The following is a 24,340-nucleotide window of genomic DNA, read 5'->3' on the forward strand; positions in this document are numbered from 1 at the left end:
CTGCCGGTATCGGCTTGTCTTCCCCCTGCCCCCGGGCCTATCTCTGAGCCAAGAGACGGAGGGCTGAGACCATGGCCGATACCTGCGACATCCTGATTTCCGGCGGCGGCATTGCGGGATTGGCCGCAGCCGCCGCTTTTGCTTCCCAAGGCTTCAGCGTGATCTGCGCCGACCCGGCCCCGCCGGTGACCGAGCGCGACGCCGAAGGCTCCGACCTGCGCACCACCGCCTTCCTGCAGCCTGCGCAAGCCCTTCTGGAGCGCTGTGGCATCTGGGCCCGGCTGGCAGAGCACGCCGCCCCCTTGCAGATCATGCGCATCGTCGATGCCGGCGGCGCCCGGCCCGAGCCGCGGGTGGTCAAGGATTTCAACGCCGCTGACATCTCTGAACAGCCGTTTGGCTGGAACCTGCCCAACTGGCTCTTGCGGCGGGAGATGATTGCCCGGCTGGCAGAGCTGCCGAACGTGGACCTGCGCTTTGGCACCGGCACCACGGGCCTGTTCACCCGCACCGATGAGGCACGCGTCAGCCTCGGCGGCGGCAGCCAGGTGACCGCGAAACTGGTGGTCGCTTGCGACGGCCGCAACTCGCCGATGCGCGCGGCTGCGAGCATCCCGGTCAAGACCACGCGTTATGGCCAGAAGGCGCTGGCCTTTGCCGTCACCCATCCGGTGCCGCATGAAAACGTCTCCACCGAGATCCATCGCTCCGGCGGCCCCTTCACGCTGGTGCCGCTGCCCGACTACCAAGGCCAGCCCTCCTCAGCGATTGTCTGGATGGAGCGCGGCCCCAAGGCGCAGGAACTCTTAAACCTGGAACCCGCAGCCTTCGAGGCCGCCATGACCGAGCGCAGCTGCGGATTGTTCGGCGACCTGAAACTGGCCTCGCGCCGCACCATTTGGCCGATCATCAGCCAGTCGGCAGAGCGACTCAACGGCGAGCGCCTAGCGTTGATGGCCGAAGCCGCCCATGTGGTGCCGCCAATCGGCGCGCAAGGTTTGAACATGTCGCTGGGTGATCTGCGCAGCCTGCTGGAACTGGCCGAGACCCGCCCCGAAGGCCTGGGGGACGCGCAGATGCTGGCCGCCTATCACAAGGCCCGCCACAGCGAGATCATGCTGCGGGTGAAGGGCATCGACCTGCTCAATCGCACCTCGATGCTGGCGCCGCGCCCCTTGCGCGACCTGCGCGCTATTGGCCTCAATGCGCTTTATTCGCTGGCGCCGGTGCGCAAGACCCTGATGCAGATGGGGCTGGGGGTTAAATAAGAAAAGCGGCTTTCCCAAAGGGAAAGCCGCTGCCTCCGGCGGGGATATTTTCAGCCAGAAGAAGAGCGAATCCGGGCGGCTTCCCGCCCGGGAAGGGCTTAGAGCACCTGATCCACGACGGTTTTCAGCCGGGCAATGGTGGCGTCGACGTCATAGAGTTTGTCGAGACCGAACAGGCCCAGACGGAAGGTGCGGAAGTCCGCAGGCTCATCGCATTGCAGCGGCACGCCTGCCGCGATCTGGGTGCCAAGTGCGAGGAACTTCTTGCCGTTCTGCACCTCCGGATCGGTGGTATAGCTCACCACCACGCCCGGCGCGCCAAAGCCCTCGGCAGCCACGGAGGTGATGCCCTTTTCCTTCAGCATCGCCCGCACGCCATTGCCCAGCGCCCATTGCGCATCGCGCAGCTTATCGAACCCGTATTCCTTGGTCTCCAGCATGGTGTCACGGAAGGCCTTCAGCGCATCGGTCGGCATGGTGGCATGATAGGCGTGGCCGCCGTCCTCATAGGCCTTCATGATGGTGCGCCACTGTTTGAGGTTGATGGCGAAACTGTCCGACGTGGTCTCCTCCAGCCGCGCCAGCGCACGGTCCGAGAACATGACCAGACCGGCGGACGGAGACGCGCTCCAGCCCTTTTGCGGGGCGGAGATCAGCACATCCACACCAGTCGCCTTCATGTCGATCCAGGCGCAGCCCGACGCGATGCAGTCCAGCACCATCAGCGCGCCGACCTCATGCGCGGCCGCAGCCATCGCGGTCACATAGTCATCCGGCAGGATCACACCCGCCGCGGTTTCCACATGCGGGGCAAAGACGATGTCCGGCTTCTGCTCGTGAATCGCAGCCACCACGTCGGCAATCGGCGCCGGCTCAAACGGCGAAGCGCTTTCATTGCCGGTGCGGCGCGCCTTCATCACGGTGGAGGATGCGGTGAAACCGCCGGCCTCAAAGATCTGGCTCCAGCGGTAGGAGAACCAGCCATTGCGCACGACCAGCGCATTGGCCCCACGGGCAAACTGGCGGGCAACCGCCTCCATCGCATAGGTCCCGCCGCCCGGCACCAATGCCACCGCTTCGGCGTTATAAACCTCTTTCAGCATCCCGTTGATGTCCAGCATCACCTGCTGGAAAGTCTTGGACATGTGATTCAGCGAGCGGTCGGTGAAAACCACCGAAAATTCATCCAGACCCTGCGGGTCGACGGTCTCGAGCAGTGCCATCTTGGCCTCCCTAAAATTCCTCATCCTACGGCTAGCCGGTGCCGCGCGGTTTGGCAAAGCCTACCATGGCATACATCCGGCAGCCGTCCTCCGAAGGGCGATACTGGCGAAGGCACGTATAAAAGACAGCCCATGGGCGACAGAATGCAGGTGAATTTGCGCCAAGGGTGTTTCGCATCGGAAACAAACGTCAGCCCAATGGCCCGGGCCGCCGCTCCTCGCTCAGCAGCACATTGGCCTCAACATTCCCCACTCCCGGCAATGTCATCACCCGGCGCCGCAAAACGCGCTCGAAATCGGAGATATCCCGCGCCGTCACCCGCAGGCGGTAATCATACATGCCCAGCACATGCTCCACCGTCTGCACCTCGGGAATGGCGGACACCGCGCGTTCAAAATCCTCCAGTGAGACCCGCCCCTTGGTGGCCAGTTTCACCCCCAAAAAGACGGTCACGCCGAACCCCAGCTTCTCCTTGTCGAGATCCAGCTTGCGGCCCGCGATGATACCCGCCTCCTGCAGCCGCTTGATCCGCCGCCAAGTGGCGGGCTGGCTGAGGCCCAATTGCCGCCCCAGCGCCCCTGCCGACAGGGTCGCATCCTCGGACAGTGCCCGCAGAATGGTAAAATCAAGATCGTCCAGCGTGCTCATACCGGCAGCACCTCGTCCGACTTGATCCGCGCCACATGCATCAGCGCCTCGATGTCAGTGATATGCGGCAGGTTCAAAATGGCGGCGCGGTAGATCTGCTGGTAATGCGGCATGTCGCGCGCAATCACTGAAAGCCGCACATCCACCTGCCCCAGAAATGTCTGGATCTCGATCGCTTCAGCAATGGTGCGGGCGGCCTCGATGAACTCGTCAAAGGCGCGCGGATTGGTTTTGTCCAGGGTGACCCGCAGCGAGACCTCGACCTCATAGCCCAAGGCCCGCCAGTCGATCACCGCCCGCTGGCCCAGGATCACGCCGCTCTCGCGCAGCTTCTCCAGCCGCCGCGACAGGCGCGAGGCGCTGAGGCCCAGCCGTTCGGCCAGATCCGGAATCGATTGCTCCGGGTCGCTTTGCATGTAGCGCAGAATGCGTCGGTCGAGATCATCAAGCATGATTTCATCACTATCAGCCAAAACTACGAATGACTACTGCAAAGAAACTGCGGAATTCATGCGTAACAGCAATCGCCTTCCCCGCATACATGCCTATGATGCCCTCAAACACCAAACGAAAGGACGTGGATCATGCGCGTTTATTACGACCGCGATTGCGATGTGAACCTGATCAAGGACAAGAAAGTGGCCATCCTGGGCTATGGCTCCCAGGGCCACGCCCACGCGCTGAACCTGCGCGACAGCGGCGCCAAGAACCTGGTTGTTGCCCTGCGCGAAGGCTCCCCCTCCGCGAAGAAAGCCGAAGGCGAAGGCCTGCAGGTCATGGGCATCGCAGAAGCGGCGGCCTGGTGCGACGTGATCATGTTCACCATGCCCGACGAACTGCAGGCTGAGACCTACAAGAAATACGTCCACGACAACATCCGTCCGGGCGCAGCCATCGCATTCGCCCACGGCCTGAACGTGCACTTCGGCCTGATCGAGCCGAAAGAAGGCGTCGACGTCATCATGATGGCGCCCAAGGGCCCCGGCCACACCGTGCGCGGCGAATACACCAAAGGCGGCGGCGTGCCCTGCCTGGTTGCGGTTCACACCGACGCCACCGGCAAAGCGCTGGAAACCGGCCTGTCCTACTGCTCCGCCATCGGCGGCGGCCGCTCCGGCATCATCGAAACCAACTTCCGCGAAGAATGCGAAACCGACCTGTTCGGCGAGCAGGCGGTTCTCTGCGGCGGCCTGGTTGAGCTGATCCGCTGCGGTTTCGAGACCCTGGTCGAAGCCGGCTATGCCCCGGAAATGGCCTATTTCGAATGCCTGCACGAAGTGAAGCTGATCGTTGACCTGATCTATGAAGGCGGCATCGCCAACATGGACTACTCGATCTCCAACACCGCCGAGTACGGCCAGTACGTCACCGGCCCGCGCATCCTGAAGTACGACGAAACCAAAGCCCGCATGAAAGCGGTTCTGGAAGACATCCAGCAGGGCAAATTCGTGCGCGACTTCATGCTGGAGAACCAGGTTGGCCAGCCGACCCTGAAAGCCTCCCGCCGTGCCAACGACGAGCACCTGATCGAAGAAACCGGCGCCAAGCTGCGCGGCATGATGCCCTGGATCTCGGCCGGCAAGATGGTCGACAAAGAAAAGAACTAAGGCGCCCGCGGAATTTTCCGCAGCCTTTTCCTCTGCAGGGCGCTCCATCTCGGGGCGCCCTTTTTCTTCAGAAAGCCATTCAATGACCCTGCCGCCCGGCCGATAGGCCGGGCCGCGCCCGACCCTCCCCACAGGAGGGCGCTTCGCACCCACCCAGGGTCAGGCGCTGCCCTCAGCTTCTGACGCGTGACGTTTTTGCAAGGAGGAAGATATGCCAGACTCCCCCGGTGCCGCCAATTGGGCCAAGCTTTTGTTTCTCGGCGTGATCTGGGGCGCCTCTTTCATGGCGGTGTCACTGGCGCTGCGAGGCTTCCCGCCGATGACCATCGCCGCGCTCAGGATCTCGATCGGCGCGCTGTGCCTCCTGGGCGTGGTCTATGCGATGGGCATTGGCCTGCCCTCCCCGCGCTCACGCGACGGCCGGATCATCTGGGCCTGCGCCCTTGGCATGGGGTTCTTTACCAACGCCCTGCCCTTCACCCTGCTCAGCTGGGGGCAGACTTATGTGGCCAGCGGCTTTGCCGGGGTCTGCATGGCGGTGGTGCCGCTGTTTGTGCTGCCGCTGGCGCATGTGCTGGTGCCGGGCGAGCATATGACCCTGCGCCGCACCATCAGTTTCCTCATCGGTTTTGCCGGCGTCGTCGTGCTGATCGGGCTGGATGCCTTCCGCTCTGCCGGCACAGATTTTGAATCTCTGGCCCGCCTCGCCTGCCTCGGCGCCTCGCTCTGCTATGCCATCGGCTCGATCATTACCCGGCTTTGCCCGCAGGTGAACATGCTGTCTCTCTCCGCCGCGGCCCTCCTGTGCGGTGCCGCCATGATGACGCCGGCCGCGCTTTGGGCCGAAGGCGTGCCCGATCTGCCCGCCGCCCTGCCGCTCGGCGCCGTGATCTACCTCGGCTTCTTGCCAACCGCCCTCGCCCAGGTGCTGCTGGTGCAGGTTGCCCGCAGCGCCGGTCCTGCCTTCCTCTCCACCGTGAACTACCAGGTGCCGGTCTGGTCGGTGATCTTCGGCGCGGCCCTTCTGGGGGAAACCCTGCCGCCGCAGCTGTTTGCCGCCCTAGCGCTGATCCTCGGCGGCCTGCTGCTCAGCCGCAGCCGCCGCCCGCGCACGGCCTGAGAGCAAACACTTCGATAGATAACAAAGCAATTGCCATTGACCCCGCCCGCCCGGCGGGGTCTTGTCGCGCGGTGAACCGGCACGAGGGACCCATGCCCGATATCGCACCGCGCTACTGGCTGATGATTGCCACCCTGGGCTTTGTCTGGGGCGCAACCTTTCTGCTGATCAAGCTGGCATTGGACGGCATCACCCCCTTCTGGCTTGCCGCCGGGCGGATCGGCTTTGCCGCGCTGCTGCTCTGCGCGGTCTGGGGCTGGCGCGGGTTCAAGCTGTTCAAGGCTGAGACCAACTGGCCCTCGCTTATCCTCATCGGCATCCTCAGCACCGCCCTGCCCTTCATGCTGATCTCCTGGGGGCAGCAGCATGTGTCCTCCGGCTTTACCGGCGTCAGCATGGCGGCAATTCCGCTGATGGTGCTGCCCTTGGCGCATATCTTTGTACCGGGCGAACAAATGACCCTGCGCCGCCTCATCGGTTTCTGCATCGGTTTCGCTGGCGTCGCCCTGCTGATCGGCGGCAAGGCATTAGAAAGCAGCGGTGCGGCGCTCGAATCCTATGGCCGCGCCGCCTGCCTGTCAGCGGCGGCCTGCTACTCGGTCAGCTCGATCCTGACCCGCCGCCTGCCGCCAGCAGACCCCGTGGGACTGGCGGCCGTTTTTCTGGTGATCGGCTGCTTCATCATCTTCCCGGCGGCCTGGCTTACCGAAGGGCCGCCGGTGATGCCGGATACCAAGACGCTGCTGATTGCCGCCGTCCTCGGCCTGATCCCAACAGCCGCCGCCAACCTCTTACGCGTCATTGTGGTGCGCGAGGCAGGCCCCACCTTCATGACCCTCACCAACTACCAGGTGCCGGTTTGGGCGGTGGTACTGGGCGCAGTATTTCTAGGAGAAGAACTGCCGCCTTCGATGCTGCTGGCAATGATGATGATCCTCGGCGGCCTCGGCCTCAGCCAGTTCGGCAGACTGAGGCGGCTGTTTGGCAAAGGGGGCTGACACCCCCGGGCCTTATTCCGCCACTGCAGCCTCCACTGCGGCAACCACGCTATCGACCGCCAGCGTCATCAGCCCGGCGTCCTCGCTTTCCGCCATCACACGGACCAGCGGCTCTGTCCCCGATTTGCGGATCAGCAAGCGGCCCTGCCCCTCCAGCATCTTTTCTGCGGCGGCAATCGCCTCCTGCACCCGGTCATTCTCCAGCGGCGCCTGCCCCGCCTGAAAGCGCACATTGCGCAACCGTTGCGGCACGGTCTCAAACTGATGCGCCAATTCAGATGCCTTCCTGCCCGTCTGCACCACCTCAGCCAGAAAATGCAGCCCGGCCATCAGCCCGTCGCCGGTGGTGGCATAGTCACTCATCACGATGTGACCGGACTGTTCGCCGCCCAGGTTGAAGCCGCCCTCGCGCATCCGCTCCACAACATAGCGGTCGCCCACGGCGGTGCGTTCCAGCCCCAGCCCTTGGCTCTCCAAATGACGCTCCAGCCCGAGGTTCGACATCACCGTCGCCACCAGCGCTCCGCCTGCCAGCTGACCCTGCTCCGCCCAGCGGGCTGCCAGCAGCGCCATCAGCTGGTCGCCATCGGCCACGGTGCCGGTCTCGTCGATCACGATCACCCTATCGGCGTCCCCATCCAGGCAGATGCCTACATGGGCGCCATGCGCAACCACGGCCTCGGCAGCCGTCTGCGGCTGGGTCGAGCCGCAGCCGCGGTTGATGTTCAGACCGTCGGGGGCGACACCTACGGGGATTACATCCGCGCCCAGCTCCCAAAGGATCTCCGGCGCCGCCCGGTGCGCCGCCCCATTGGCGCAGTCGATCACCACTTTCAGCCCGTTCAGGCCCAGATTGCGCGGCAACGAGCTTTTGACCCGCTCGCCATAGCGGAAACGGGCGTCGTCGATCCGCTTGGCCCGGCCGATATTGGCGGCCTGGGCAGGCTCGACACCACTGTCAATCAGCGCTTCGATCTCGATTTCAGCGCTGTCCGAAAGCTTAAAACCATCGGGACCGAAGAATTTGATACCGTTATCTTCCGACGGGTTGTGGCTGGCTGAAATCATCACCCCCAGATCGGCCCGCATCGAACGGGTCATCAAACCCACTGCAGGCGTCGGCACAGGCCCCAGCAGCAGCACGTTCATGCCGGTGGAGGTCAGCCCGGCCGTCAGCGCATTTTCAAACATATAGCCGGACAGCCGGGTATCCTTGCCAATCACCACCCGGTGCGCAGCAGACCCGTCACGCCGGAAGTACCGGCCAACTGCCGCGCCAATGCGCAACGCCATCTCGGCGGTCATGGGATGAACATTGGCTGTGCCGCGCACGCCATCGGTACCAAAGAGTTTACGCATTATGCTTTCCTGCCCAAAAGGGCCTCAGCGGACAGCCTGCCAAAGGCGCAGCGCCTGAACCGTCTCGGCCACGTCATGCACCCGCAGGAATTGCACGCCTTGCGCCAGGGCTGCAAGCCCTACCGCGATAGAACCGGGCGCGCGGGCATCGGCACGCGGCACTTCGCCGATTTTGCCGATAAATCCCTTGCGGGACACACCCAGCAGGATCGGACAGCCAAGCCCGTGAAACAGGCTGAGATTGCGCAAGAGCGTCAGATTATGGTCCAGTGTTTTGCCAAAACCGATACCGGGATCGATCACAATTTGCTCGCGCACCACGCCGATCGCTTCCAGCCTGTCGATCTGTGCGCTCAGGAAATCATAAACATCCAGCAGCACGTTGGTGTAATGCGGGTCATCCTGCATGGTGGCCGGATCGCCCTGCGCATGCATGATGCAGACCGGCACGCTGGCCTGCGCCGCCAGCGGCGCCAGCGCCGGGTCATAGGTAAAGCCGGAGACGTCATTCAGCAGGCTGGCGCCAGCTTCCAGCGCTTCCATCCCCACATTGGCCTTGCGGGTGTCAATGGACACCGGCACCGGGCTGTCGGCGCGTATGGCCGCGATCACCGGCGCGGTGCGGGTGATTTCCTCGGCCTCGGGCACTTCTTCGGCCCCGGGACGGGTGGATTCACCGCCCACATCAATGATCGTGGCACCCTCGGCCACCATCTGCAGCGCCGCCGCCCTGCCGGCCTCAACTCCCGCATGGCGGCCGCCGTCCGAGAAACTGTCCGGCGTCACATTCAGAATACCCATGATCTGCGGCTGGGTCATATCCAGCCCAGCGATCGAGGCACGCCGTGCACTCAGGCGGCGGCGCTCCATCTCGGGCACCAGCCCGGCAGGCACAATCCGCGGCGGCGCCTCGCGGCTGAGGATCTCTACCTCAGTGAACCACAGGGCACTGCCCGCCAGCGGAACCGCACCCTCGGGGCGCGCCTCGCCATGCTGAACCAACGGCCGGTAATATGTCACAGTTGTGCTTGCTCCACGCTGACGGCCCGCAAGGGGACACCGGGATTATCAGGCAAATCCCCGCCAAGCACAATCATTTCACCTGCTTCAAACGTGGCGGCAAACCAGGCCGCCAGGGCAACGGAATCCGACGGCGGCGCCGACGGCCCCTCAACTGCGTCCAGCACAATCTTGGACGGCGCCCAAACACAGATCTGCCCGTTCTTCATCGCCCAGTCCAGCTCGGTCCGGGTCGAGACCACCACGCAGCGGTCGTCCTTTGCTGCCAGACGCCAGGCATTCTGCTCAATCGCCAGCAGGTCAATCCGCCGCTGGGTCCATTTGTGGCCGGTCTGCGGCACTTGCAGCGGATGCGCCTCGGTGCACAGGATCAAGGGCCGCTGGCGGCACTGCATCTGGTCGATCCAGCCGGTCAGATTGCCGCTGTCGATCGCCGTGTTTGACAAATACATCAGCCGCGGATGCGGGCGCTCTTCCTCATCCACCGAATGGGTCAGCTGATCCTTGGAGCGCACCACTTCGACGCCCAGCGCGCCGGGGCCGCGGTCCAGCTTCTCGATCCGCACAAAGGCGCGCACCGCCTGATGCTCCAGCAGGATCCGCTCGGCGACCCGTTCTGCCAGGGTTTCCAGCAGGTTCAGCCGCTCGGCAGCCAGCTCATGGGCAATCGCTTCGGTCAGCTTGTCATAAGACAGGATCCGGTCAACATCATCGTCCAGATCCTTGGGCAGCGGTGCAATTTCAACCACCACATTGAAGCTGATCCGCTGGGTAGAGCCGCGCTCGGCCTGAAAGGCACCGATCTCAACCTCGACCGTGTGGTCGCGCAGGGAGATACGGTCCAGCGGGCCCGGCGCAGCAGTGGCCATGGAACGCTCGGAGGGATGCGCAAAGGCAAGGCGGATTTCAGAGGGCATGGGAAACAACGGGCCTTTGGCTGGCAGAGTCAGGTGATGGGACCCGACATTACTATTTCAGCGCCCTCATAACAGGCCCGCAAACGCCACGCCAGTGGCTGAAAGCGGCACCGCGATGCCGCCTTCAGGCGGTCAGTTGCTCAGCGCAGTCCGATAGCGATCGTCACGGTAGAACAGATGCACGCCAATGCGCGCCGTCTTGGTGAAGCTCCGGCTCCAGCGCGGGCGCACCGCGGTCGTGTGATAGTAGGTCGCGCCCTCTGTCAATTCGCTCTTGAACCCATCCAGCGCGGCGCGCGCCACCTTGGCCACCCGCTGGTAAGCCTTCTTTTCGTTGATCACTTCCTTGTAGCCGTCGCAGGTGTAGGTGAACTGGCACTGGTACTTGCGCCCGGTCCCCTGTTTGATCACCCCGCAGAGCGTATTCGGAAACTGCGCGCTTCTGACCCGGTTCAGGATCACCTCCGCAACCGCGAACTGGCCCTTTACAGTTTCGCCGCGGGCTTCGAAATACAGCGCTTCTGCCAGGCAGGCGAATTGCTCGCCGCCGGTGGCCTTTGGCTGGGCATCCAGCCAAGCCTTGCTGTATTCGACCTGCTTTGGTGCTTTCCGGCTTTTAAACGGATTGTTCCGGATTCCGAAGAATCCGCTGAACTTCCGCGCAGGCACCGCACTCAGGCTGGCCTGTTCCCGCTCGATCAGCGCATCCAGGCCGGATTCGGCGGCAACACTTTTACCCATCGTGATGGTGGCAGCCATCACGGCAATCATAGTCAACAATTTCATTCAGGGTTCCCCCGTCCTAGCAGCTTGTACCCGGTTCCCCCGGTACATGCGATCGCATCCCTTAATGGAAATGGCCCGAAACGTCCAGCTTCCGGGCCGCAATCGCACTCAAGGGGAACATGCACATAGCGCCGACCTGACACCGGCAGCCGCTGGATGCCCTGATTTTTCTTAATATTTTGTGTATGTTGGCGCCGTCTGCCCGGTCTTGCTGGAAATTGCCAACTGGGCTGCGGCTAAACGCGCAACCGGCACCCGGAATGGTGAACACGATACATAATCAAAGCCCGCATCGCGGCAGAATGCAATCGATTCGGGGTTGCCGCCATGCTCACCGCAGATCGACAGGGTGATGTCTCCGTTCTCGGCCCGGCCGCGCTGAACGCCCAGTTTCAGCAGCTCCCCAACCCCGTCCGTGTCCAGAACGTGGAACGGATCTTCCGGAAAAACGCCCTGATTGACGTAGTCCGACATGAACCGCCCCGCGTCGTCACGCGACAGCCCATAGGTCATCTGGGTCAGGTCATTGGTGCCAAAACTCAGGAAGGCCGTGTGCGGCGAAATCTCCCCCGCGCGCAGCGCCGCGCGCGGCGTTTCCACCATCACCCCCAGCCGGTAGGTGAAATCTTCGCCGCGCTCCGATTTGACCGCAGCGGCCACCGCATCAATGCGGGCCTTGACCAGCTCCACTTCGCGTTTGGCCGACACCAGCGGAATCATGATTTCCGGCACCACCGGCTCACCCCATTTCGAGGCCTCCAGCGTGGCCTCGAAAATCGCCCGCGCCTGCATGTCGTAGATTTCCGGCACAGTAACCCCCAGCCGCACGCCGCGCAGCCCCAGCATCGGGTTGTATTCGCCCATTTCCTCGACCCGGCGGGTGACATCGCTCACGGGAATGCCCAAAGCCTCCGACAGCTCCCGCTGGCCGGTTTTGGTGGCCGGCAGAAACTCATGCAGCGGCGGGTCGAACAGGCGGATGCAGACCGGCATGCCCCCCATGATCCGGAACAGTTCCCGGAAGTCGTCGCGCTGCATCGGCAGCAAACGCTCCAGCACCGCTTCCCGGCCCGAGGGCGTCTCGGCAAAGATCATCTCCCGCATCACGGTCAGCCGCCCAGGTTCAAAGAACATGTGCTCCGTACGGCACAGCCCGATCCCTTGCGCATTAAATTTCCTTGCCATTTCAGCATCTTCCGGCGTGTCTGCATTGGCCCGGATGCCAATGTCACGCGCCTCGTCGGCCCAGGTCAGCAAGGTCAAAAGCGCCCCATCCTCAGCCGCTTCCAGCATCTCCGGCTGCCCTGCCAGAACCTGGCCGCTGCTGCCGTCGATGGTAATGATATCACCCGGCTTGAACACCCGGCCATCTGCGGCTTCCAGCATCTTGCGCTTGCTATGGAACTTCATGTTGGAGGCGCCGACAATGCACGGCAGCCCCAGACCGCGGCCGATCACCGCCGCGTGGCTGGTCATGCCGCCCTTTTCCGTAAGCACCCCCGCCGCCGCATGCATACCGCGCACATCCTCGGGCGAGGTCTCCCGCCGGACCAGAATGCAGGGTTCGCCCCGCGCCGCACTGGCCTGAGCCCCGGCGGCAGTGAACACCAGCTTGCCAGTGGCGGCCCCGGGGCTGGCGGCAATGCCGCTGCCGATCACGTCGCGCTTGGCGTCAGGCGCCACCTGGCGGTGCAAAAGCTCGTTCAGGATATGCGCATCGACGCGCATCAGCGCCTCTTCCTGCGGGATAATACCATCGTCGGCCAGCGCCACCGCGATCTGCACCGCAGCCTGCGCCGTGCGCGCGACGCGCACACCGTCAAGGATATGCACCCGGCCGTTCTCGATCACGAATTCCAGCTGCATCTCCTCGCGCAGCTTGCGGCGCATCAGTGCCGCATGGGCCTTCAGGTCCGCAAAGGCCTCCGGCGCCAGTTCCTCCAGCGACAGGCCACGCGCGTCCTTACCCAGATACAGCGCCTTGGCCCCTGCCCCCAGCGCATCGCGCCCCTGGCTTTGGCTCAGGTAGCGGCCGGTCAGCTGCGGCTGTCCGGTGGTTGAATTCACCAGCTGCAACACACCAGAGCCGCATTCCCCCTGGCCGACACCGGGGATCATCTCCTGCACCACCAGCCCGAGGCCTGCATCGGCCGGCGCGCCCTTGGCCTGGCGCAGCAGCCGCGCCGAGGTGCCCTCCCAGGCCCGCGCCATCGACCGCAGCACCGCCCCCAGCTGCTCACCCGGGTCCTGCGGGAACGGCTCATCCGTCTCCGCCTCATAGGCATGCAGAATTTCACTCAACGCATCCGGGCCGCCGTCCTCGACATCGTCGAACACATCTGGGTCCAGCCGCGCCACATGCACCGCATAAGACTGCACGAACCGCAGATACAGCGCCGCCGCAGCCTCGCGGCCCAGGCTGTCGCACAGATCGACATAGCGCGCATCGTTCATACCGATGTTTAGGATCGCCCCGGGGCCGCCCCAATCCGGATCTTCCGAGGACGGCCGCACGCACAACAGCGCTTCCTGGTCGAATTCTGCCAGCACCGCATTCAGGTCCGGCATCTGCCCCTCGGCAATTGCATGCACCGCATCGAAAGACAGCGCCACCGTGCGCGGCACCGGCAGGTCCAGCCGCACCAGCCGCTGCAGGCATTTCGCCCGGCCGCCATGGGTGGCCGTAGCAATGGGCGCTGTCGAAGTGATCAGCGAGGCCGGCGGGGTCTGTTCGAAATCTTTCTGCACTGCAGCACGTCTCCTTTGCAAGTCACCATAAGGACATGCGGGGATCGCGCAAGAGTCTTGTAACAGGGAGATGACCGTGAATGCGGGCCCGGATACGAAAAAACCGGCCTTTCCGGGTGGAAAGACCGGTGCCTCCGGCGGGAGTATTTTTGGCAAGATGAAAGAGCTGGTGCGCGATCAGCCCTCAACCTTGGTGAGATCGGCCACCTGGCCGCAGACCTGGCGGATCTGGCTGAGGAGATTCAGGCGGTTGCGGCGGACAATATCGTTCTCCGCATTCACCTGCACCGCCTCAAAGAACGCATCGATGGGCGCGCGCAGAGCAGCCATGCCTCGCATGGCTGCCGCGAAATCTTCGGCCTCGATGGCCGGAGAGATCGCATCCCCGCCCGCTGCAAGCGCATCAAACAGCGCTTTTTCCGCGTCCTCCTCGGCAAATTTGCGGTCGGCGCCAAAGGAGTATTCGACCCCGTCCTTCTCCTCTGCCTGGGACAGGATGTTGTTGGCGCGCTTGAAGCCCTGCAAAAGGTTCCCGCCATCTTCTGTTTTCAGGAAATCCTCCAGCGCGCGGGCGCGCTTGACCAGCAGCGTGAGGTCATCGTTGCCCTCCATGGCGACACAGGCGTCGATCACGTCATGGCGGATGCCCTGATCGCGCAGGAAGACTTTCAGCCGGTCGTGGAAGAAGGAAAGGAGATCGGCGGAGGCGGACGCGGTCACCGCATTGGCGGCCTCGACCTGATGCGCCATGTCATGCACGCGCTTCTTCGCAGCGTCCAGCACCTCGCCCGATGCGTCTTTCTGCGCAGCTTTGGCTTCCAGCAGCGCCCCCTGCCAGTCAGCAAGCTTCAGCAAGGTTTTCAGCGCTGCCTCAAAGGTTTCCTGCAGGTTCAGCCGCAGATCATTCTCCAGCACCAGCCGGATCACCCCCAGCGCGGCCCGGCGCAGCGCGAAGGGGTCTTTCGACCCGGTGGGTTTTTCATCAATCGCCCAGAAGCCGGTCAGCTTATCCAGTTTTTCAGCCAGCGCCACCGCAACCGAAACCGGCTCTGACGGCACATCATCCGATGGCCCCAGCGGCGAATAATGCTCCTCACTGGCCTTGCCGATTGCTGCCGGCAGTTCTGCCGCATCGGCATAGTAGCGCCCCATCAGCCCCTGCAGCTCGGGGAATTCAAACACCATCTCGGAGCAGAGATCACCCTTGCAGGCCTGCGCCGCCAGCAGCGCCAGCGCCGGGTCCGCATCCACTTTGGGCGCCAGCGCCTGCGCCAGCGCGGCAATGCGGTTCACCTGATCGCCGACTGAGCCCAGCTGCGCGTGGAAGGTCACGCTTTCAAGCTTTTCCACCCAAGGCTCAAAGCCCAGTTCCTGCACCGTGCGCAGGTCGTTCTCCCAGAAGAACTTGGCATCAGCCAGACGCGCCGACAGCACCTTTTGGTTGCCCGCCAGGATCGTCGCGCCATTGTCCGCGGTCTCGCGGTTGGCGACGGTGATGAACTTCTCGATCCGGCCCGTCTTGGTTTTTTTGACCGAGAAGAACTTCTGGTGCTCCTTCATCGAGGTCTGCAGCACCTCCGGCGGCAGTTCCAGGAATTCCTCGTCGATGGCGCCCATCAGAACGACGGGCCATTCCACCAGCCCGGCAACCTCGGCCAGCAGCCCCCTGTCCTCGACAACCTCCAGCCCGCCGGCAAAGGCCTGGTTGGTCGCCTCCTGCCAGATCGCCTCAGCCCGCTCGCGGGCGTCCAGCACCACATGCGCGCGCTTCAGCTTGGCGGCGTAGTCGTCAAAACCGGTGACGGTAATTTCCTCCGGCGCCATGAAGCGGTGGCCGCGGGTGGTGTTGCCCGACTTGATGCCGTCGATGTCCAGATCCACCACCGATGCGCCTGCCTCATCCGACAAGATGCAGAGGATCGAATGCAGCGGGCGCACCCAGCGCAAGGATCCTGCGCCCCAGCGCATGGATTTCGGCCAGGGGAAGTTGCGAATGGTATCTTCCAGCACTTCGGCAATGATTTCGGCTGCCGGGCGGCCCGGCTTTTCGATCATCGCGAAATAGACCGCGCCCTTGGGGGTCTCACGCTCCTCCAGCTGGTCGCGGGTCAGGCCCGCACCGCGCAGGAAGCCCTCGACCGCCTTGTCCGGTGCGCCGACCTTGGGGCCCTTGCGCTCTTCACGGATGGTGGGGCTTTCCGCCAGCAGGCCATCCACCGCCAGGGTCAGGCGGCGCGGCGTCGACAGCGCCGCGGCCCCGGCATAGGTCAGGCCCGCCTCGACCAGACCGTCGGTCACGCGCTTTTTCAGGTCTTCGGCGGCACGCGCCTGCATGCGGGCCGGGATTTCCTCGGAAAACAGTTCAATCAGCAGATCGGGCATCAGATATCCTCGGGCGTGGCCGCGCGGGCGGGCGCAGCGGAAAATTCAGAAAATTCGGGCAAGATGCGGGGCACTATCCGTTGCCTCCGCCGGCCTCAGGCCGTGGCGGGCATTCCTCGCCCACCACGGTGCCGTCATAGGCTTTTTGGCCGCAGTCATTCAGCTCATGCCAGACATAGCCGCGGCCCTCATTGGTGACGGCAACAATCCGGTCGACACCATAGGAGATGTTCTTGACCGACAGAAACGGTTTGGCAGAGCCATCCGCCAGCTTGGCGCCGATGGCAGCCGCATCGAAACAGTCGAACCAGTCCGGCGCGTTGCGCGGCTCTGTCTTGTCCGACAGGGTAAAGAGCTGCGCCAGCGCGTCCGGCGTCATCTTGGTGGTGAAGCAGGCGCGGTAGCGGATCGGGGAGCTGCCGGCGTCAATCGCCTCGAAATCCGCATAGGCAATCGGCTGCCCCTCGCCGCCGTCCAGCGGCACCAGCACCACGTCGCGGCCCGGCTGCAGTTCCACGTCTTCGTAGAAGCCATAGACTTGCAGATAATACATCGCCCCTCCGGCCGCGAGGCCGGAGACGATCAGGATCAGGGCAAGGAATTTCCCCATAACGTGCCGCCCCCTGCTCAGGCCGCGCTCTCGGGCGCATGCCCGCCGGCCTCGGTCAGCACAAAGGCGTCGGCGCATTGCTTGGCCAAGGCGCGGACGCGGCCGATATAGGCTTGGCGTTCAGTGACCGAAATCACCCCGCGGGCATCCAGCAGGTTGAAGATGTGGGACGCCTTGATGCACTGATCATACGCGGGGTGCGCCATGATGATGCGCTTGCCGGTCTTCGGGTCCTGATGCTCCTCAGCCAGGATCGCGGCGCATTCGGCCTCGGCCTCCTCGAAATGGCGCAGCAGCACTTCGGTGTTGGCCACGTCAAAGTTCCAGCGGGCGTATTCTTCCTCGGTCTGCTTGAACACATCGCCATAGGTCAGCGGGATCAGCGCATCCGGGTCGTTGAAGGGCATGTCCATCACGTGATCGACACCCAGCACATACATCGCCAGACGCTCCAGACCATAGGTCAGCTCCCCCGACACCGGGTGGCAGTCATGGCCGCCAACCTGCTGGAAATAGGTGAACTGGCTGACTTCCATACCGTCGCACCAGACCTCCCAGCCCAGGCCCCAGGCGCCGAGCGTCGGGCTTTCCCAGTCATCCTCCACAAAGCGGATGTCATGCATCGCCATGTCAACGCCAATCGCCTCAAGGCTGCCCAGATACAGCTCCTGCAGGTTCGGCGGGCTGGGTTTGATCAGCACCTGGTACTGGTAGTAATGCTGCAGACGGTTCGGGTTCTCGCCATAGCGCCCGTCCGTCGGCCGGCGCGAGGGCTGCACATAGGCCGCGGCCCAGGCCTTGGTCCCCAGCGAGCGCAGTGTGGTCGCCGGGTGGAAGGTGCCGGCGCCGACTTCCATGTCATAGGGCTGCATCACCGCGCAGCCCTTGGCGGCCCAGTAATTCTGAAGCCTCAGGATAATCTCTTGGAAGGAGCGCGGCGCGCCGTTGGTCTGGGTCATCTCTCATCCCTTTAGGGGCAGCTAAGGCAGCAATTGCGGGGATCTTCCTATGCAAGCCTGCCGGCAGGGTCAACGCCCCTGGCCCCCGGTTCCGCACCGCCCTGCCGGCCGTTTGCACTCCATTGGCAACAAAATTGCGGAAATGCGGCAACGGGTCGGGAATTCCCCCTGTCATGAGGAGTTCCCTTTGGTGCCGCAAAATGCTTAACCTCCGCGGCAAAGAATAAGAGTACTTCCGGGATACGAGGCCCACACATGAAAAAACTGTTTGCCGCTCTGGCGCTGCCGCTGATCGCGCTGGCCATTGCGTTCACGGCGCCTGTTTCGGCGCAAAGCAGCCGCGATGCGGTCTGGATCCAGATCGCCGCCCGGCCCTCCCTGCGCGAGGCCGAAACAGAGGCCCGCACCTATGCCGCCCGCCTGCCCGATGTCTCGGGCTATGCGCTTGGCGGCGGCTGGTACGGTGTGGTGATCGGCCCCTATGCCCGTGAAGACGCCGAACGCGTGCTGCAGGTCTACCGTGCCGAAGGCCAGATCCCGCGCGACAGCTTCATCGCCTTCCGCCGCAACCTGCGCAGCCAGTTCTATCCGGTGGCGGCAGATGCCACCCAGCCTGCAGAACCCGCCCCCGCCCCGGCAGCACCCGCGCAGACAGACCCGGAACCGCAGCAGCAGGCGGCCATTCAGACCACCCTGCCCGACGAGACCCCGGCAGAGGCCCGCCGCAGCGAACGCGCGCTCAGCCGTGAACAGCGGATGGAGCTGCAGGTGGCACTGAAGGCGGCCGGGTTCTACACTTCCTCGATCGACGGCGCCTTCGGCCGCGGCACCCGCGCCTCGATGAGCGACTGGCAGGCCGCCCGCGGCTTTGAGCCGACCGGCGTTCTGACAACCGCCCAGCGCCAGGTGCTGATGGATGAATACAACGCGCCGCTGATCTCTGTCGGCGTGGCCCGGGTTGAGGATGCCAAGGCCGGCATCGCCCTGCAGATCCCGGCGGGTGAGGTTGGCTTTGACCGCTATGAATCGCCCTTTGCCCATTACACCAGCAAGGGGGACCTGGGTGCCCGGGTGCTGCTGATCAGCCAGCCCGGCGACAAGCGCACCCTGTTCGGCCTCTATGACATCCTGCAAACGCTGGAAATCGTGCCGCTGGAAGGCCCCCGCCAGCGCGGCAAGGACAGCTTCACCATCGAAGGCCGCAACAACCAGATCGTCTCCTTCACCCAGGCCAGTCTCAAAAACGGCGAAGTGAAGGGCTTCACCCTGATCTGGCCCGCAGGCGACGAAGACCGCCGCGCCCGTGTGCTGGCGTCAATGCAGGCCAGCTTCACCCGTCTGGACGGCGTGCTGGACCCGGCCGAGGGCGGCGACGCCGTGCAAAGCATCGACCTGGTCTCAGGCCTGGATATCCGCAAGCCGAAACTGTCGCGCTCGGGCTTCTTCGTGGACGGCAAGGGCAGCGTGCTGACCACCTCCGACGTGGTGGCCGGCTGCACCCGGATCACCCTGGACCACGGCTACCAGGCAGAGGTTGCCGCCAACAACACCGCCGACGGCATCGCCATCCTGAAACCCGCCCAGGCGCTGGCGCCTGCCGCGGTTGCCGGCCTCAGCACCGCCTCGCCGCGGCTGCAGTCCGAGGTCGCGGTCTCCGGCTTCTCCTATGAGGGCCTGCTGGGTGCTCCCAGCCTCACCTGGGGCAAGGTCGCCGACGTCAAAAGCCTGGACGGCAACACCGGCGTGGCCCGGCTGGAGCTGGCGGCACAGCCCGGCGATGCCGGCGGCCCGGTTCTGGACAGCACCGGTGCGGTGCTGGGCATGCTGCTGCCGCGCCAGATCGAAGGCAAGCAGCTGCCCGAAGGCGTGAGCTTTGCCGTGAATGCCGAAGCTATCCGCGCCGCGCTGAGCGCCGCAGGCCTCAGCGCCGCCGAACAGAGCGCCTCCGCAGGCAGCCTGCCCAACGCGGCAATCACCCGGCTCGCCTCCGGCATGACCGTGCTGGTCAGCTGCTGGGAGTAAGCGCCGGGCCTGCAGGGCCAAGCGCTTCAAAAAACATCAGCCGGTGCGCTCCCCGCACCGGCTTTTTTGTGCGGGCCTGACAAATGCTTCCCCGGGCCGCCTGGCCTCGGGCGGGGGGCTCCCGCCCGGCTTCGGACCTTTCCAGGCCCTCCCCCCTTGGGCATGGCACCGCACCTGCGTGCGGTGCCGGGGGGGGGGGGGCTGGGGGGAGGAGGGGGGGACAAAAAAAAAGGGGGGGGGGGGGGGGGGGCAGAGGAGGGGGGGGGGGGGGGGTGCGCGAGGAAGGGAGAGGATTTTTCCCTTCCCCCCCTTTTTGGGGTGTTCCCCCCTTTTTTTTTTTTCCCCCGCGCCGCGCATCCGCGCGGCGCCCGGCCCAAACCCGCCAAGGGGTCTGGCGCAGCCAGGCACCTGCGGGTGCGGGAGCCTTCCCCCCCGGCAAGGCAGCCCCGTTTTTCCTGGAGGTATCAATAAGGGTGGATACGGCCGTCCCAGGTGTGGAAACAGCCAGAAGTCTCCACCGTCAGAACCTCGAATTCATTGATCAGCCCGGCCACCGACTCCTCGACCGTGATGTCACCCTCATCGCCGCCCATATCGGTGCGCACCCAGCCCGGGTGGTAGATCCCCACCGCAATCCCCTCGGGCTGCAGATCGGTGGCCAGGTTCCGCCCGATATTCAGGGCCGCCGCCTTGGACGCGCGGTAGGCATAGCTGCCGCCCGGCGCCCGGGACTGGCTGGCCATCTGCGACGACAGGATGGCGATCCTGGGGTTTTCCGCCAGCCGCAGGTTCGGCAGCATCGCCTGCACCGTCAGGAACACGCCGGTCACATTGGCCGCCAGCGTCTTGGTCCAGACCTCGGCGGAATAATCCTCCAGCCCCATCGCCTTGTCGATATAAACGCCTGCATTGCAGACCAAGAGATCCACCGGGCGCCCCTTGATCTGGGCGGCAAAGCGCGCCTGCTGGCCCGGATCCGACACATCCAGCCGCACGCCGGAGGAATGGTCGCGCGAGGTGCCTGTCACCTCGTAGCCCGCCTCCTGCAGCCGCTTCACCAGCTCTTTGCCGATCCCGCGGCTGGTTCCTGTTACAACTGCATGCATGGCTCAGGCCCTTCAGTTCGAATTACGTCAGTTTGATTTCCGGCCCGGACGGAACGGCAGCGGCATCACCGGCACGCCTTCCTCGATCAGCTCGCGCGCATCTTCCAGCTTGGCCTCGCCATGAATGGCCCGCTCCGGCGCCTCGCCCAGATGCATCGCGCGGGCCTCCTGCACAAAGCTGTCCCCGACATAATCGGAATTGTCCTCAACCTTCTTGCGCAGCTCCGCCAGGGCTTTTTCCACCTCCCCGGTGGGATTGCTCAGCATGCCCGGGCCTGCCGGAGCAGGCACGGGCGCCGGAGCCGGCACAGGCATTGGTGCATCCGGCGCCGCCGCTTGCGGTTCAGGCTCGCCCACGCCGGACACTGCCTTGCGCCCGGGACGCACCCGCGGCGCCATAATAGCTTTCTCAACGCTGGTGCCGCCGCAGACCGCGCAAGAGACCATCCCGGCCGCTGCCAGCTTGTCGAACGCCGCCGCCGACTGGAACCAGCTGTCGAACGCATGGCCGTCCGCACATTTGAGGCTGTATTGAATCATGCTTTCCCTCTTAGCAGGAAAGGCTGATTAAATCTCCCTTTCCGGCAAGCGCAAGAGGCCTCTTGCATCTACCCTGCTGCATCCGGGCGCTGCAGCCGCTGACGCAGCTTCGCCGCCAGCTCTTCCTGTGGCACATCTGCCTCCACGGCCAGCCGCCTGAGGCCAAAATGCACATGCGCCATCTCGCGGTAATACCCGGCAAAGACATAGTTTACTGTTGCCCCGGCCATGGCGCCTGCAATCGGCACCGCCTGGGCCGCCAGTTTCTGCCCCAGCACCGCGCCTAGCTTCGGCGCCACTTGCGCGATCAGCTTGTGCAGCCCGCCGGGCAGCCCCAGCCGGACCGAAAGAAAGCCAAGGTCTGCCCCATCATCATCGGCCAGCGGACCCGCTGCCGCAAACACCTGGATACAGTCGAAAGTCACGCTTTCAGCCTCCGGATCAAACCCCTCTTCCACCGCGGCGCTTTGTATGCTGCGCAGCAAAAAGGCTGTAGTCGCAGGCAGTTCAATCAGCGCCCCCGGCAGCCCGGCAGCGCCTCCGGCTGCGCCCATGGCGGCGCTCAGCACGCGGTCAAAGCCCGCTGTCTGATCCGGCACCAGGCGGCGCGACCGGCTGGCGCCCTTCATGGCAACCCGCAGCGCGGTTTCCGCAGCGCCTGTCAGCCCGGCCCGCACCGGCGCCGGCAGCCGCTCCAGCAGGCTTTCGCCGCTGCCGCCCAGCCGGTTCAGCAAGTCGATCCCCGTGCCGCCAGCGGCGCGGTACCGCTCCGCCAGCCTATCCAGTTCGAATTCGATCTCCTGCGGGGTGTAGCTCCGCGCGTCTGTCAGAACATCTGCCAAAACTGTCTCCTTTGCCGTTTAAACATCGGCAGCAGACAGCGGATTTTCAACCCTGCCAGCGGGCAACCTGGCCTTGAATGCCCTGCCAGGCACCGTCTTCCAGCGCCAGCCCCAGCACCCGCTCCGGGTTGGTCGGCGGCGGCATTTCGACGCCGGAAAGCTTGGTAAATCCAAAGCGCCGGTAATAGGGCGCATCGCCCACCAGCATTACCCGCGCCCAGCCGGTTTCCTCCGCCTTGGCCAGGCTGTCGCGAATCAACGACCCGCCCAGCCCTTCGCCCTGCCGGGTCGGGTGCACCGCCACCGGCCCCAAGAGCAGCGCAGGCGCGTCCCCGATCAGCACCGGCCAGAACCGGATCGCCGCAGCCAGAATGCCGTCGCTGTCGCGCGCCACCTGGCTGAGGCCCGCCACCGGCGGCACCCCGTCGCGCAGGCGGTAGGATGACAGCGCCTCGCGGCCCGGCGCAAAGCACAGGTCATAAAGCGCCTCGACCTCCCACCGGTCGTCCGCAGTTTCCGCTGTCAGCTCGATCACGCCGCCAAGTCTCCGCCCCTCACCACGCCGCAGTCTCCGCCAATTTCCCCTGCAGGCTGGCGTTTGGCCTAACACGGGCGTAAGCCTTGGGCAAACACCTATAGACCAGAGCAGGACCCCCGCATGTTCTACCGCCCCGAGGACGGCCACGGCCTCCCCCACAACCCGTTCAATGCCATTGTCACGCCCCGGCCCATCGGCTGGATCTCCTCGCGCTCGGCGGACGGGGTGAACAATCTTGCGCCCTATTCCTTCTTCAACGCAGTGGCCTATACGCCGCCGCAGGTGATGTTTGCCTCCACCAGCGCCAAACCGGACCAGGAAGGCACCAAGGACTCGGTTGCCAATATCGCGGCCACCGGCGTCTTCTGCGTCAACGTGGTCTCTTATGCGCTGCGCGATGCGATGAACGCCAGCTCCGCCGCCCTGCCCAAGGAGACGGATGAGTTCGCCCACGCAGGCCTGGACCCGATTGAATGCGAAACCATCGCCTGTTCCCGCGCCGCCGCTGCCCCCGCGGCGCTGGAATGCCGGCTCACCCAAATCGTCACCCTGCCGGGCGAGGCCAACAAGGTGGTGTTCGGCGAGGTGACCGGCGTGCACCTGCGCGACGACTGCCTGCGCGACGGCGCCTTCGACGTCACCGCCTTCCAGCCGCTGGCCCGCCTTGGCTACCGCGACTACTCAGTAGTGCGCGACCTGTTTTCCCTGTCCCGCCCCGGCGAGTAAGCCCCGCCATGCCGCTTCCCGATCCCCGCAAACGCAATCCGATCCTCCTGCCGGACGGCACGCCCCACGCAGGCACGGTGATGCTGTCCCAGGTGCTGGATCACCCCAATATCCAGGCCGGAGACTATACTTACGCCTCCGACTTCAACCCGCCGGACAACTGGGCGCAGCACCTTGCCCCCTACCTGTTCCCCGGCGCCCGCGAACGTCTGATCCTTGGCCGCTTCTGCCAGATCGCCCACGGCGCGCGCTTCATCACCGCCTCCGCGAACCACGCCCAGGACGGGCTCAGCTGCTATCCTTTCCCAGTGTTCGACCCAGGCCAGATGGCGGGCTTTCAGCCCGACACCCGCGACACGGTGGTCGGCAATGACGTCTGGGTCGGCTATAACGCGCTGATCCTGCCCGGCGCCCGCATCGGCGACGGCGCCATCATCGGCGCAGGCGCAGTGGTGCGCGGCACGGTGCCGCCCTATGCCATCGTCACCGGCAATCCCGGTGCCGTGCAAGGCTTCCGCTTCCCCAAACCGCAGATCGCCCGGCTCCTCAGCCTCAAATGGTGGGACTGGCCGCCCGAGCTGATCACCCGCGCCGAACCCGCCCTGCTGTCCGGCGATCTCGACATGCTCGAAACCCTCGCCCCCGACTGACCCTGCCCCCATGCCCTTGCTGGTCCGGAGCCGCCGTCGCCTGAGACCGGACGGCCACGCGGGGTTCGCCGGGACAAGGCAAATCGCCGAGGGGCCCCGCCCCCGGCGGGGAGGCGGCTATTTTCCTTGGCGCGGCGGGGACCGGGTGGCAGGCAAGGATCAGGGGATGGAGGATCGGGGCCGGCTTTTGCTGGTATGGTGAGCCCGAAGCCCCCGAAAAACAAACCCCTACAAACAAAAAAGCCCGCGGTTCGCCAGAACCGCGGACAA

At 64.7% G+C, this 24,340-nt stretch carries 22 protein-coding genes; 7 read left to right on the top strand and 15 right to left on the bottom strand.

The features are described from left to right. Positions 1 to 71 precede the first annotated feature (71 nt). On the top strand, positions 72 to 1,268 hold the full coding sequence (locus ACXAHG_RS12790; RefSeq protein WP_475057854.1) for a UbiH/UbiF family hydroxylase: 1,197 nt from the start codon (positions 72 to 74) through the stop codon (positions 1,266 to 1,268). A gap of 98 nt (positions 1,269 to 1,366) precedes the next feature. Here ACXAHG_RS12790 and ACXAHG_RS12795 read toward each other — a convergent pair whose 3' ends face one another. The 3 genes from ACXAHG_RS12795 to ACXAHG_RS12805 all read right to left on the bottom strand — a co-directional run bounded on the left by ACXAHG_RS12795 (position 1,367) and on the right by ACXAHG_RS12805 (position 3,592). After that, on the bottom strand, positions 1,367 to 2,491 hold the full coding sequence (locus ACXAHG_RS12795) for an aminotransferase class V-fold PLP-dependent enzyme (protein WP_475057857.1): 1,125 nt from the start codon (positions 2,489 to 2,491) through the stop codon (positions 1,367 to 1,369). A 190-nt stretch (positions 2,492 to 2,681) separates the two neighbouring features. Beyond that, entirely contained in the window at positions 2,682 to 3,140 is a 459-nt protein-coding gene (locus ACXAHG_RS12800) for an Lrp/AsnC family transcriptional regulator (protein WP_475057860.1), read from the bottom strand. Continuing rightward, positions 3,137 to 3,592 carry an Lrp/AsnC family transcriptional regulator gene (locus ACXAHG_RS12805; RefSeq protein WP_475057913.1) on the bottom strand — a complete coding sequence of 152 codons (456 nt, stop codon included), beginning with the start codon at positions 3,590 to 3,592 and terminating at the stop codon, positions 3,137 to 3,139. The genes ACXAHG_RS12800 and ACXAHG_RS12805 overlap by 4 nt, the downstream gene beginning before the upstream one ends. A gap of 132 nt (positions 3,593 to 3,724) precedes the next feature. On the opposite strand from ACXAHG_RS12805, the gene ilvC reads away from it, so the two are divergent. The 3 genes from ilvC to ACXAHG_RS12820 all read left to right on the top strand — a co-directional run bounded on the left by ilvC (position 3,725) and on the right by ACXAHG_RS12820 (position 6,865). Continuing rightward, on the top strand, positions 3,725 to 4,747 hold the full coding sequence (gene ilvC / locus ACXAHG_RS12810; protein ID WP_019298383.1) for a ketol-acid reductoisomerase: 1,023 nt from the start codon (positions 3,725 to 3,727) through the stop codon (positions 4,745 to 4,747). Positions 4,748 to 4,958: 211 nt separating this feature from the next. Then, positions 4,959 to 5,867, top strand: coding sequence for a DMT family transporter (locus ACXAHG_RS12815; protein WP_475057863.1), 909 nt, complete (start codon positions 4,959 to 4,961; stop codon positions 5,865 to 5,867). 92 nt (positions 5,868 to 5,959) lie between these two features. Next, positions 5,960 to 6,865: a DMT family transporter gene (locus tag ACXAHG_RS12820; RefSeq protein ID WP_475057866.1), complete on the top strand. Its 906-nt coding sequence runs from the start codon at positions 5,960 to 5,962 to the stop codon at positions 6,863 to 6,865. A gap of 12 nt (positions 6,866 to 6,877) precedes the next feature. Here the strand turns inward: ACXAHG_RS12820 and glmM are convergent, their stop codons facing one another. From glmM to ACXAHG_RS12860, 8 genes are all read right to left on the bottom strand, one after another. Continuing rightward, positions 6,878 to 8,224 carry a phosphoglucosamine mutase gene (gene glmM, locus ACXAHG_RS12825; protein WP_475057869.1) on the bottom strand — a complete coding sequence of 449 codons (1,347 nt, stop codon included), beginning with the start codon at positions 8,222 to 8,224 and terminating at the stop codon, positions 6,878 to 6,880. 24 nt (positions 8,225 to 8,248) lie between these two features. Next, positions 8,249 to 9,244 carry a dihydropteroate synthase gene (folP, locus tag ACXAHG_RS12830; RefSeq protein ID WP_475057871.1) on the bottom strand — a complete coding sequence of 332 codons (996 nt, stop codon included), beginning with the start codon at positions 9,242 to 9,244 and terminating at the stop codon, positions 8,249 to 8,251. After that, positions 9,241 to 10,161 (bottom strand): dihydroneopterin aldolase, encoded by a 921-nt coding sequence (locus tag ACXAHG_RS12835; protein ID WP_475057874.1) that lies wholly within the window; start codon positions 10,159 to 10,161, stop codon positions 9,241 to 9,243. Before ACXAHG_RS12835 ends, folP begins: the two co-directional genes overlap by 4 nt. A 132-nt stretch (positions 10,162 to 10,293) precedes the next feature. Further along, positions 10,294 to 10,947 (bottom strand): cell wall hydrolase, encoded by a 654-nt coding sequence (locus ACXAHG_RS12840; RefSeq protein ID WP_475057877.1) that lies wholly within the window; start codon positions 10,945 to 10,947, stop codon positions 10,294 to 10,296. 171 nt (positions 10,948 to 11,118) lie between these two features. Further along, positions 11,119 to 13,695, bottom strand: a complete 2,577-nt coding sequence (locus ACXAHG_RS12845) for a putative PEP-binding protein (protein WP_475057879.1) — start codon at positions 13,693 to 13,695, stop codon at positions 11,119 to 11,121. Positions 13,696 to 13,872: 177 nt separating this feature from the next. Further along, positions 13,873 to 16,077: a glycine--tRNA ligase subunit beta gene (gene glyS / locus ACXAHG_RS12850; protein WP_475057881.1), complete on the bottom strand. Its 2,205-nt coding sequence runs from the start codon at positions 16,075 to 16,077 to the stop codon at positions 13,873 to 13,875. Between the two features lie 73 nt (positions 16,078 to 16,150). After that, positions 16,151 to 16,687 (bottom strand): DUF6446 family protein, encoded by a 537-nt coding sequence (locus tag ACXAHG_RS12855; RefSeq protein ID WP_475057884.1) that lies wholly within the window; start codon positions 16,685 to 16,687, stop codon positions 16,151 to 16,153. 17 nt (positions 16,688 to 16,704) lie between these two features. Continuing rightward, a complete protein-coding gene (locus ACXAHG_RS12860; protein WP_475057886.1) occupies positions 16,705 to 17,646 on the bottom strand; it encodes a glycine--tRNA ligase subunit alpha in 942 nt (313 codons plus the stop codon). Positions 17,647 to 17,901: 255 nt separating this feature from the next. Here ACXAHG_RS12860 and ACXAHG_RS12865 point away from each other — a divergent pair, with 255 nt between their 5' ends. Continuing rightward, positions 17,902 to 19,668 carry a trypsin-like peptidase domain-containing protein gene (locus tag ACXAHG_RS12865; protein WP_475057888.1) on the top strand — a complete coding sequence of 589 codons (1,767 nt, stop codon included), beginning with the start codon at positions 17,902 to 17,904 and terminating at the stop codon, positions 19,666 to 19,668. Positions 19,669 to 20,132: 464 nt separating this feature from the next. Here ACXAHG_RS12865 and ACXAHG_RS12870 read toward each other — a convergent pair whose 3' ends face one another. The 4 genes from ACXAHG_RS12870 to ACXAHG_RS12885 form a co-directional block, all read right to left on the bottom strand. Then, a complete protein-coding gene (locus ACXAHG_RS12870; protein WP_475044743.1) occupies positions 20,133 to 20,774 on the bottom strand; it encodes an SDR family oxidoreductase in 642 nt (213 codons plus the stop codon). Between the two features lie 27 nt (positions 20,775 to 20,801). Next, positions 20,802 to 21,314 carry a DUF1178 family protein gene (locus ACXAHG_RS12875; RefSeq protein ID WP_475057891.1) on the bottom strand — a complete coding sequence of 171 codons (513 nt, stop codon included), beginning with the start codon at positions 21,312 to 21,314 and terminating at the stop codon, positions 20,802 to 20,804. Positions 21,315 to 21,382: 68 nt separating this feature from the next. Further along, on the bottom strand, positions 21,383 to 22,156 hold the full coding sequence (locus ACXAHG_RS12880) for an EcsC family protein (protein WP_475057894.1): 774 nt from the start codon (positions 22,154 to 22,156) through the stop codon (positions 21,383 to 21,385). Positions 22,157 to 22,202: 46 nt separating this feature from the next. Next, positions 22,203 to 22,691: a GNAT family N-acetyltransferase gene (locus tag ACXAHG_RS12885; protein ID WP_475044747.1), complete on the bottom strand. Its 489-nt coding sequence runs from the start codon at positions 22,689 to 22,691 to the stop codon at positions 22,203 to 22,205. Positions 22,692 to 22,814: 123 nt separating this feature from the next. On the opposite strand from ACXAHG_RS12885, the gene ACXAHG_RS12890 reads away from it, so the two are divergent. Both ACXAHG_RS12890 and ACXAHG_RS12895 read left to right on the top strand, forming a co-directional pair. Further along, positions 22,815 to 23,420: a flavin reductase family protein gene (locus ACXAHG_RS12890; RefSeq protein WP_475057896.1), complete on the top strand. Its 606-nt coding sequence runs from the start codon at positions 22,815 to 22,817 to the stop codon at positions 23,418 to 23,420. Positions 23,421 to 23,428: 8 nt separating this feature from the next. Further along, the gene (locus ACXAHG_RS12895; RefSeq protein ID WP_475044750.1) at positions 23,429 to 24,070 is read left to right on the top strand and encodes a CatB-related O-acetyltransferase; all 642 of its coding nucleotides are present in this window, start codon (positions 23,429 to 23,431) and stop codon (positions 24,068 to 24,070) included. Positions 24,071 to 24,340: the final 270 nt, after the last annotated feature.

The organism is Leisingera sp. ABD4_442 (assembly GCF_056160905.1).

Excerpts from the sequence above, each read along its gene's own strand:
- ACXAHG_RS12790 (WP_475057854.1), top strand. The coding sequence starts at position 72 with ATGGCCGATACCTGCGACATCCTGATTTCCGGCGGCGGCATTGCGGGA.
- ACXAHG_RS12795 (WP_475057857.1), bottom strand. The coding sequence starts at position 2,491 with ATGGCACTGCTCGAGACCGTCGACCCGCAGGGTCTGGATGAATTTTCG.
- ACXAHG_RS12800 (WP_475057860.1), bottom strand. The coding sequence starts at position 3,140 with ATGAGCACGCTGGACGATCTTGATTTTACCATTCTGCGGGCACTGTCC.
- ACXAHG_RS12805 (WP_475057913.1), bottom strand. The coding sequence starts at position 3,592 with ATGCTTGATGATCTCGACCGACGCATTCTGCGCTACATGCAAAGCGAC.
- ilvC (WP_019298383.1), top strand. The coding sequence starts at position 3,725 with ATGCGCGTTTATTACGACCGCGATTGCGATGTGAACCTGATCAAGGAC.
- ACXAHG_RS12815 (WP_475057863.1), top strand. The coding sequence starts at position 4,959 with ATGCCAGACTCCCCCGGTGCCGCCAATTGGGCCAAGCTTTTGTTTCTC.
- ACXAHG_RS12820 (WP_475057866.1), top strand. The coding sequence starts at position 5,960 with ATGCCCGATATCGCACCGCGCTACTGGCTGATGATTGCCACCCTGGGC.
- glmM (WP_475057869.1), bottom strand. The coding sequence starts at position 8,224 with ATGCGTAAACTCTTTGGTACCGATGGCGTGCGCGGCACAGCCAATGTT.
- ACXAHG_RS12835 (WP_475057874.1), bottom strand. The coding sequence starts at position 10,161 with ATGCCCTCTGAAATCCGCCTTGCCTTTGCGCATCCCTCCGAGCGTTCC.
- ACXAHG_RS12840 (WP_475057877.1), bottom strand. The coding sequence starts at position 10,947 with ATGAAATTGTTGACTATGATTGCCGTGATGGCTGCCACCATCACGATG.
- glyS (WP_475057881.1), bottom strand. The coding sequence starts at position 16,077 with ATGCCCGATCTGCTGATTGAACTGTTTTCCGAGGAAATCCCGGCCCGC.
- ACXAHG_RS12855 (WP_475057884.1), bottom strand. The coding sequence starts at position 16,687 with ATGGGGAAATTCCTTGCCCTGATCCTGATCGTCTCCGGCCTCGCGGCC.
- ACXAHG_RS12860 (WP_475057886.1), bottom strand. The coding sequence starts at position 17,646 with ATGACCCAGACCAACGGCGCGCCGCGCTCCTTCCAAGAGATTATCCTG.
- ACXAHG_RS12865 (WP_475057888.1), top strand. The coding sequence starts at position 17,902 with ATGAAAAAACTGTTTGCCGCTCTGGCGCTGCCGCTGATCGCGCTGGCC.
- ACXAHG_RS12870 (WP_475044743.1), bottom strand. The coding sequence starts at position 20,774 with ATGCATGCAGTTGTAACAGGAACCAGCCGCGGGATCGGCAAAGAGCTG.
- ACXAHG_RS12875 (WP_475057891.1), bottom strand. The coding sequence starts at position 21,314 with ATGATTCAATACAGCCTCAAATGTGCGGACGGCCATGCGTTCGACAGC.
- ACXAHG_RS12890 (WP_475057896.1), top strand. The coding sequence starts at position 22,815 with ATGTTCTACCGCCCCGAGGACGGCCACGGCCTCCCCCACAACCCGTTC.
- ACXAHG_RS12895 (WP_475044750.1), top strand. The coding sequence starts at position 23,429 with ATGCCGCTTCCCGATCCCCGCAAACGCAATCCGATCCTCCTGCCGGAC.